General features: G+C 69.8%; 8 protein-coding genes and 2 pseudogenes. 8 read left to right on the forward strand and 2 right to left on the reverse strand.

The genetic code is table 11. The features are described from left to right. Positions 1 to 94: 94 nt before the first annotated feature. The 3 genes and pseudogenes from P3T37_RS36795 to P3T37_RS36805 all read left to right on the forward strand — a co-directional run. A pseudogene (locus tag P3T37_RS36795) lies at positions 95 to 412 on the forward strand (DUF6192 family protein); the annotation flags it as partial. 2 nt (positions 413 to 414) lie between these two features. After that, entirely contained in the window at positions 415 to 837 is a 423-nt protein-coding gene (locus P3T37_RS36800) for a hypothetical protein (RefSeq protein WP_280728325.1), read from the forward strand. Positions 838 to 873: 36 nt separating this feature from the next. Next, positions 874 to 1,731: pseudogene (locus tag P3T37_RS36805) on the forward strand (IS5 family transposase). 68 nt (positions 1,732 to 1,799) lie between these two features. On the opposite strand, the gene P3T37_RS36810 reads toward P3T37_RS36805, so the two are convergent. Together P3T37_RS36810 and P3T37_RS36815 are read right to left on the reverse strand one after the other, a co-directional pair. Next, complete coding sequence (locus tag P3T37_RS36810) at positions 1,800 to 2,852, reverse strand: hypothetical protein (RefSeq protein ID WP_280728326.1); 1,053 nt, start codon at positions 2,850 to 2,852, stop codon at positions 1,800 to 1,802. 169 nt (positions 2,853 to 3,021) lie between these two features. After that, positions 3,022 to 3,531, reverse strand: coding sequence for a hypothetical protein (locus P3T37_RS36815; RefSeq protein ID WP_280728327.1), 510 nt, complete (start codon positions 3,529 to 3,531; stop codon positions 3,022 to 3,024). Here P3T37_RS36815 and P3T37_RS36820 point away from each other — a divergent pair. The 5 genes from P3T37_RS36820 (at position 3,521) to P3T37_RS36840 (ending at position 7,156) form a co-directional block, all read left to right on the forward strand. Beyond that, on the forward strand, positions 3,521 to 3,844 hold the full coding sequence (locus tag P3T37_RS36820; protein WP_280728328.1) for a hypothetical protein: 324 nt from the start codon (positions 3,521 to 3,523) through the stop codon (positions 3,842 to 3,844). The two genes, P3T37_RS36815 and P3T37_RS36820, sit on opposite strands and share 11 nt — an antisense overlap. Further along, positions 3,831 to 4,004 (forward strand): hypothetical protein, encoded by a 174-nt coding sequence (locus tag P3T37_RS36825; RefSeq protein ID WP_280728329.1) that lies wholly within the window; start codon positions 3,831 to 3,833, stop codon positions 4,002 to 4,004. The genes P3T37_RS36820 and P3T37_RS36825 overlap by 14 nt, the downstream gene beginning before the upstream one ends. A gap of 728 nt (positions 4,005 to 4,732) precedes the next feature. Then, the gene (locus P3T37_RS36830; RefSeq protein ID WP_280728330.1) at positions 4,733 to 5,623 is read left to right on the forward strand and encodes an SDR family NAD(P)-dependent oxidoreductase; all 891 of its coding nucleotides are present in this window, start codon (positions 4,733 to 4,735) and stop codon (positions 5,621 to 5,623) included. 85 nt (positions 5,624 to 5,708) lie between these two features. Next, entirely contained in the window at positions 5,709 to 6,287 is a 579-nt protein-coding gene (locus tag P3T37_RS36835) for a TetR/AcrR family transcriptional regulator (RefSeq protein ID WP_280728331.1), read from the forward strand. A gap of 224 nt (positions 6,288 to 6,511) precedes the next feature. Continuing rightward, a complete protein-coding gene (locus P3T37_RS36840; RefSeq protein WP_280728332.1) occupies positions 6,512 to 7,156 on the forward strand; it encodes a dihydrofolate reductase family protein in 645 nt (214 codons plus the stop codon). Positions 7,157 to 7,418 lie beyond the last annotated feature (262 nt).

A 7,418-nucleotide genomic window follows, 5' to 3' on the forward strand; every position in this document is an offset into this window, starting at 1 on the left:
CCGGTAGGGCGAGCAGCCATACGAGAGCTGCGATCACGGACGCGGCCGCGGTGACGAGGAGCGCTGCGCGCAGGCCGTCGACGAACGGGCGCAGGTCGAGCACGCCCAGCAGGCCGCTGAGGTGAAGCACTTCGCGGCCTCGGAGGCGGTGAAGGCGCCGGTGCCGCTGCTGCACCAGATCCAGTCGACGATGCAGTTCGTCGACCTGGTCGGGGCGTGCTCGGCGTTCGGCGCCCAGATCGGCCGGGTCGTGCCCAAACTCCGCGGTCACATCTTCAGCGACGACGAGCGCGAGACGGTCAACCGCAACCTGGCTCGGGTCCGGGGTGCCTCTGACTGGGTGGAATCCGCGGTCACGACCGGTAACGCGAGCCTGGACGAGGGCCTGGCCGCGCTGCTGCGGGGCGAGTAGCGGTGCCGGCGCGCAAGCGGCTGGCGACCAACGTCTGCGCGGACCAGGTCTGGATCGCACCGCGGGAGGCCAGGCCGGCTGGGCTGACTACCAAGCAGCTGATCGCCGCGACCGGCCTGAACGCCAGCCAGGTCCGCCGCGGGCTGATCTACGTCCGCGAGATCACCGCCGCCGAGCACATGGCCCCGCTGATCTGGATCCGCCGCGACGGGTTCAAGTTCACGAAGGAGCCCGCCGAGCTGGTCGCCTTCGAGAAGGCCCAGTTCCTCACCGAGCTCACCCGCATCACCCGCCTGATCAGCGCGACGGTCTCCCCTCATGCCGCGCTGTTCCCCGACGACGAGTACGCCCAGCTGGTCCTGCAGCAGCTCGGCGGGGTCCGGGCGTCCTTGCACATCCTGGCCCGCGAGGGCCGCGGCCGCTGATCATCCTGATCCCGGCCGGGAAGAAGGTGGTGTCCGATGCGTGAGCGCCGCTACCCCTCGGACACCACCGACGCCGAGTGGGCCCTGATCGAGCCCCTGCTGCCCGTCCCGGCCTGCCGAACCGCCATGGGTGGCCGCCCGGAGGCTCATCCCCGCCGGGATGTCGTGGACGCGATCCGCTACGTCGTGGACAACGGCGCGAAGTGGAGGGCGCTGCCGTCCGACTTCCCGCCCTGGCGCACGGTCTTCGGGTTCTTCGACCGCTGGGCGAAGGCCGGAGTGGTCGAGCGTATCCGCGATGCGCTCCGCACTCGGCTGCGGGTCGACGCGGGGAAGATCCCGAACCAGGTCACAGTGATCGTGGACTCCCAGTCGGTGAAGGCCGCCGAGACCGTCTCGAAGGCGACCCGCGGTTACGACGCCGGCAAGAAGATCAACGGCCGCAAGCGCCACATCGCCGTCGACAGCCTCGGCCTGCTCGTCACTGTGGTGGTCACCGCAGCCGACGTGAGCGAGCGGGACGCCGCCCGAGTTCTGCTCTGGCGCCTTCGCAAGATTCATCCGCAGCTCACCCTGGTCTGGGGCGACGGCGCCTACTCCGGCAGCCTGATCGACTGGGCCCGCACGTAGTTGAGCCTGACGGTGAAGACGGTCAAGCGCCCGCCCGGCCAGGTCGGCTTCATTGTCCTGCCCCGCAGGTGGGTGGTTGAGCGCACGCTGAGCTGGCTGATCCGGGCCCGCCGCAACGTCCGGGACTATGAGCGCCTGCCCGAACACTCCGAATCACACCTGAACTGGGCTGCCATCACCATGATGACCCGCCGCATCGCCCACCAGCAGCCGGTGGCAAGGCCAACGGCGCGCGAGACTGCGTTGGTTCAGGATGTTGCCTGAGCCGAAGCAGCGTCAGTGCCCCGACGGTCATCCGGTGGTGATGGGCGTCGTAGCAGGAGGCGGTCGCTCTACTGGATGCTCGAGCAGTGCGGATGTTCGGGGTCGGTGGGGCAGGCGAAGATGTTGAGCTCGCCCCAGCGGCCCACGGTGACACCGGTCGGCTTGGCGAACGGGTGCGGGGTTAGGCCGCGGTCCTCGGCAGGGGTCCAGCTGCCGCTGCCGCCGTCCCACTCCGAGCTGTCGACGGTCAGGAGGAGTTCCATCGGCGTCGCGCAGGCCGGGCAGTCCATTGGGTAGGGGTCGGTCGTGTGCCATGAGGCGAAGCCGCCGACACGCCAGCCCGGTGGGATGGACAGGTCGTACTGATAGCCGACAGGTTCAGCCCGCTCCTCATCCGACTCCTCGGCTTCCTCGTCCTCCTCACCGAGGTTCTCGCCCATGAGGGCGTCCTCCCAGGCGTCGATCCGGGCGCACAGGTCCTCGGGCAGGAGGCCGGCGAACGGATAGGTGACCACCTGCTCGGGGTGCAGCCCGCACGGCTCGGGCACGTACCCCTCGAAGCCGACGAGCTGCGGCTGCGGCGGCGCTACCAGCACCTCGGCCGCCTCCCACGACCGCCGCCACCGCAGGTCCAGCTCCATGCCGTACCCGGTGGGACCGTGCCGGTCGAAGGGGCACCAGAAGACCTGCAGCAGGTCGCAGTCACCCGGCCCCACCGGCAGGTCGGGGACGTCGCGCCGGTACACCTGCGCCAGCGCGAGCATTGGCACCGGATCGTTCGCACTCTCTTGGGGCGCCCGATGCTCCCGCCGTAGCTCGTCCAGGAGTCGGCGCTCCTCCTCGGTGAGCGGCGAACGGTGGCCGCGGGCCGACCTGGCGGCCGTGATCTCTCGCTCCCGGTTGACGTCCGCCAGGCGCCGGCCGAACCCGCGGCCGTGAGGCGCGGTGCACACCGGCCACGGTTCGTCCGCCGGCCACAGCAGTGGGCCACCCACGGAACTGGCTGACGCATCCGGAGCACCGGGCCGTGGGTGAAGCCGGGTCGTCGTGCCGCGGTAGTCGGCCAGCTCCGGGAAGATCGCCTCGATATCGAGTGGGCGCGGCGGTGTGGTCCTCGTCATGGAAGCGACCCTAGACATCCGACAACCACCAAGGCCACGTCCCCCCTTCCCGGTAGTTGATCAGGGCCTGCCCCGCGTAGAGCACCAACAAGTACCCCAAGAGCCGCTCGGATCACCGTCACTGTGACGCTAATCCGAACGGCTTCTCTGAGCTCCAGAGCCCGACAACTCACTGACCAGTCACTTCGGGGCTCAGACACAGGCTCTCAGGGTCGGCGCCGCAGAGCTGGATGATGAGTTGGGCTCTGACCTCCGGGTCGGAGTGGGGCAGTGCCTGGCGGGCGGGAACGTCGCGCAGCAGGTCCTGGGTGAGGTGGTGGGAGCGCAGGACGGCGTCGTAGAGGCGGTGGCTGTCGAAGCCGATATGGCCTGCGGCTGCGGCTAGCCACCGCTGGAGCAGACTGGCCGGGTCCGGACGGGTATCAGGTTCGTCGTCGGTCAGAATGCGCAGCACACCGTCGTCGCTCTCCGGTGGCAACGCCTCGTTGGCAGCGTTCCGGTACCAGCCGGGCGCCTGCGGGCCGTGAGCGATCCAGGCCAACTCGGCCGTGTGGAATTCAGCCAGCACTTCCCTCAGCGTGGCATGCTCGGCGGCCGGGTTCGCGGCCAGGCGGACCAAGGCTCGGACGCGGTGCTCCTGGTAATCGTCTGCGAGGCGCCGCTCCGGAGTGTCGATCACCTCGGTCTTCGAAAAGGGCAGCGTGCTGGGTCTGTGCACGACCACGGTGGGGGGAGGGCAACCCGATCACCAGACGAGCCGCCCGCGCCAGGCGGGTCGGGTCAGCGGTGACCTGGGCCAGGTCGCCGGCCACGGACGTCACCGCCTGTGGTTGTGCGACATTGCCGGGTGCGGCGAGCAGCCGGCCGCGGCACACACAAACGGCGACTGCTTGTGCGATCTGTTCCGGGATCAGATCGCGAAGGCTGGGATGGCGCCCGACCCGGGCGGCGATCAGGCGCAGCCGCTTCGCGACCATCATGACCAGCCGTGAGGGAGACCGGCTGCGGCACTGGGTCGCCGACGCCTGCGCGGACGAGCAGTGCGGCCTGGCCGGCTTCGCCGCCGGACTGATCCCCGACCTCGACGCCGTCGTCTACGGCATGACACCGACTGGCCCTCCGGACCCGCCGAGGGCCGCGTCAACGACCTGAAAGCCCTCCAGCGCAGCCTGTTCGGCAGAGCGAAACCGTCGCTGCTGCTAAGCGGTTCCTCCTGAGCACGGCCAGCCGCCAACCCTAACCTCTGCCGCCTCAGGCCTGGCGGTCCAGGAACTCGATCACTCGCGTCTCCGAACGTAGAAGCCGCTCTCGCTGCTCAGGAGGAAGGGAGGCGAGGAGATCGACCAGGACTCGCTTCCGCGGGACGTGCACCATGTTGCCGGAGTAGATCCTGCAACCGGCACACCAGGCAAGTCCGATGCAGCGCTCGAACATGGAGGACTCGGGCGGATGGAAGCGATACCGGTACGAGCGGGCGGGCGTTCGGCAAGCGGCGCAGCCCAGTCGATCGCCGTCGGGAATCGTGTCCCAGCTCCCGACCTTTCGCCAATGCTGTCGCCCGGCCGGTGCTCTTCAAGTCGTCATGCCGGGCATTCTCCCTCACCGCGAGTCGCCCGGTCTCGGCGTCCGAGGAAAAATCGGGCCGACCACAGACCGTGACGGACCATCAGGGGACCTGATCCACTTCACGGAATTCGTGCCTGGGTCGTCCATGCCAAGTGTCCGGCGGGGACATGGGCCGATGGGTGCTCGGGACTGGAGTGGTGCTCCGGCGTTGCCTGTTCGGCCGACCGGCACTCCTAAGCGGATAGATCATCCGATTGTTTGCTACGATCCCGGCTAAGCGGATGAACTATCCGGATGACTGGGTGGAGGGGCACATGACGAAGACAGCTGTGGTCACGGCGGGGACGTCCGGCATCGGACTGGAGACGGCCCTGGGGCTGGCCGGCGCCGGGTTCTCGGTCACCGTGGTCGGACGCAACGCCGACCGGGGCGCCCAGGCGGTCGGCCGAATCAATGCGGCGAACCCGGCACACCCCGCGCGGTTCCTGCCCGCCGACCTCGGCTCGCTCGACCAGGTGCGCGCGCTCGCCGACCGGATCGCCGCCGAGCATGCCGCCTCTGGCGAACCGCTGACCGTGCTGGTCAACAACGTCGGGGCGATGTTCCCGGAGCAACGGACCCTGGACGGGATCGAAGCCTCGTTCCTCGTCAACCACCTCTCGCCGTACCTGCTGACGGAACTGCTGCTGCCCACGCTGACGGCCGGGGCGCCCAGCAGGATCGTGAACGTGACCTCGGGCGCGGTCGGGCTCGCGAAGCGGGCCTTCGACGCCGTCGAGCCGCCCGGCGGCTACTACGGCTTCCACTGGTACGGCCGCGCCAAGCTGGCCAACCTCGCCTACACGCTCGACCTGGCCACCCGGCTGGAAGGCACGGCCGTCTCCGTCTTCGCCGCCGACCCCGGAGGCGCCGCGACCGAGATGACCAACGGCACCCTGACCGACCCGAAGATCGTCTCACCAGCCCTGCGGCTGCTGTGGCCGCTGGTGCGCCGCAAGTTCGATCGCTCCACCTCGGGTCCGGCGTCCCTGGCTGCCCGACCCTCGATCGTCGCCGCCACCGACGACGCACTGGCAGGCCGGACCGGCATCGTCATCGGAGCCCAGGCCCGCCCGGTGACACCGCTGCGCGCAGCCACCGACCCCCGCGTCGTCCAGGACGTGCGCCGGCTCAGCGAACGGCACGCGCCCCTCACGACCACCTGACCCGCTCACGACCAGCTGACCCGCCAAGCGGGGCGGGTGCCGGCGGCGGCATCACCGGATGGGTCATCCGATTAGCATGTCCCCCATGACGACGCCCCTGCGCAAGGACGCGGCCCGCAACTGGGACCGGATCGTCGCGGTCGCCCGTGCCCTGGTCGACCAGGGCACACCCCTGCAACTGAACGACGTCGCCGGCCGCGCCGGACTCGGGGTCGGCACCGTCTACCGGCACTTCGCCACCCCCGAGGCGCTGCTGGAGACGGTCGCCACTCCCTGCCTGGAAGCCCTGGCCGCCCACGGCCGGCAGGCGCTGGCCGACACCGACCCCTGGCGCGCGCTCGAAGCCTTCCTGTTGCGCACCGTCGAAGCACAGGTCACCGACGCGTCCCTGGCCCCGGTCGCCGCCGCAGCCACCGACACCCTCCCGCACACCACGGAACTGAAAAGGGCGCTTCGGTCGACCGGCACAGCGCTCCTCGACCGGGCTCGTGACGCCGGAGCGGTACGACGTGACCTGGCAGCCGCCGATCTCGTCCCGCTGATGTGCGGCATCGCCTACGCCGTCAACGTCCACGGCGGCACACCCGCCGACCGGATCACCACCGCACACCGCTACCTGGCCACACTTCTCGAAGGACTGCGCGCCACACCACAGCCCGCGTGAGAACACCGCCCGCGTACCAACCGGGGCGATCCGGGACTCCACCAGCGTCCGCGCTCAGCGGCGCGCGAGGCGCTCCACCGCTCGCCTCGGCCGATTCCAGGGGGCCGGGTTCGTGGAACTCCTGAGCAAGCGTGCGGGCGCCTCGCTGTGGCGCAGGGTTGAATGTCAGTGGGCGCGTTTAGGCTCGGTTTGACCATGGAGTCCGGGTGAGGGACGTGAGTGTCATGTCGCGTGTTCGAGTGCACAACTTCAGCGTGTCGCTGGACGGGTTCGCCGCCGGGGAGGCACAGGGGCCGGAGGCCCCGTTCGGGCATGCCGCGACCCGGCTGGTCGAGTGGTTCCTTCAGACCCGTGCCTTCAACGCGATGCACGGCCAGGCAGACGGCCGCAGCGGTGTCGACGACGCCCTCGCCTGGACCTGGGGGCCGGGGATCGGGGCGGAGATCATGGGCCGCAACAAGTTCGGGCCGCAGCGCGGTCCGTGGACCGACGAGGAGTGGAAGGGCTGGTGGGGAGACAACCCGCCGTTCCACACCCCGGTGTTCGTGCTGACGCACCACCCTCGCCCGTCCCTGGAGATGGAGGGCGGTACGGTCTTCCACTTCATCGACGCCTCGCCACAGGAGGCTCTGCGGCAGGCCCGCGAGGCCGCGGGCGGCCTTGACGTGCGGATCGGCGGGGGCCCGGCCACGGTCAGGCAGTTCCTCGCGGAGGATCTGGTCGACCACCTCCACGTCGCCCTCGTCCCGATCGTCCTGGGCCGCGGTGAGCGGCTGTGGGACGGGCTGGAAGGGCTGGAGCAGCGGTTTCAGGTCGAGTCGGTGACGACACCCAGCGGGATCACCCATCTGACCTTCACTCGGCCGTAGCTCCGCCACCCCGCCGTAGCGATCAACAGAGGATGCATGCTGGACGGGCAGCCGGAGGTGGCACCGACTTGCTGGCCCGGAGTCCACCCAGGTGGACGCCAGCGATGAATTCTGGCCCTCCCACGCGTCATACCTCTGTGGACGGATCGATGGTGGACTCCGCGCGCACCGGCGACCAGGGTGCTTTCGCTCGGCTGGCCGAGCCGTACCGTCATGAGCTGCAGGTGCACTGCTACCGGATGCTCGGCTCGGTCGAGGACGC

The sequence above is a fragment of the Kitasatospora sp. MAA4 genome, assembly GCF_029893355.1.
In the GTDB taxonomy this organism is placed as follows: domain Bacteria; phylum Actinomycetota; class Actinomycetes; order Streptomycetales; family Streptomycetaceae; genus Kitasatospora.